1 protein-coding gene is annotated in these 617 nt (G+C 72.9%); it reads left to right on the top strand.

From position 1 onward, the window contains the following. Positions 1-617: acyltransferase domain-containing protein (locus VKA29_RS26005; RefSeq protein WP_324788410.1), on the top strand; the 617-nt coding region annotated here is incomplete at both ends.

The raw sequence follows: 617 nt of genomic DNA, 5'->3' as shown, positions 1-617 counted from the left end.
CACAGCCGTGCGGTGTTCGGTGAGCGTGCGGTGGTGATCGGCGCGGGTGGTGAGGAGCTGGCGCGGGGTCTGCGGGCGTTGGCGGAGGGTGTGCCGTCGCCGCATCTGGTGACCGGGGCGGCGGACGTGGAGGGCAGGACGGTGTTCGTCTTCCCCGGGCAGGGGCATCAGTGGGCGGGCATGGGTGCCCGGCTGATGGAGAGCGAGCCGGTCTTCGCCGCGGCGGTCGCGGACTGCGCGCGGGCGCTGTCGGCGTACGTGGACTGGGATCTGCTGGAGGTGCTGCGGCAGGCGGAGGGTGCGCCCGGTTTCGACCGGGTGGATGTGGTGCAGCCGGCTTCGTTTGCGGTGATGGTGGCTCTGGCGCGGTTGTGGGAGCACTACGGGGTGCGTCCGGATGCGGTGGTGGGCCATTCGCAGGGGGAGATCGCGGCGGCGCATGTCGCGGGTGCGCTGAGTCTGGACGATGCGGCGCGGGTGGTGGCGTTGCGGAGTCGGGCGATCGGTGCGCGGCTGGCGGGGCTGGGCGGGATGATGTCGCTGCCGGTGCCGTTGGAGCAGGCACGCGAGCGGATCGCCCCGTACGGGGGGCGGATCGAGATCGCCGCGGTGAACGG

It is taken from the genome of Streptomyces sp. H51, assembly GCF_035656535.1.
Lineage (GTDB): Bacteria > Actinomycetota > Actinomycetes > Streptomycetales > Streptomycetaceae > Streptomyces.
The sequence above is the reverse complement of the archived record's forward strand: the minus strand, read 5'-3'. Positions and strand labels throughout refer to the sequence as shown.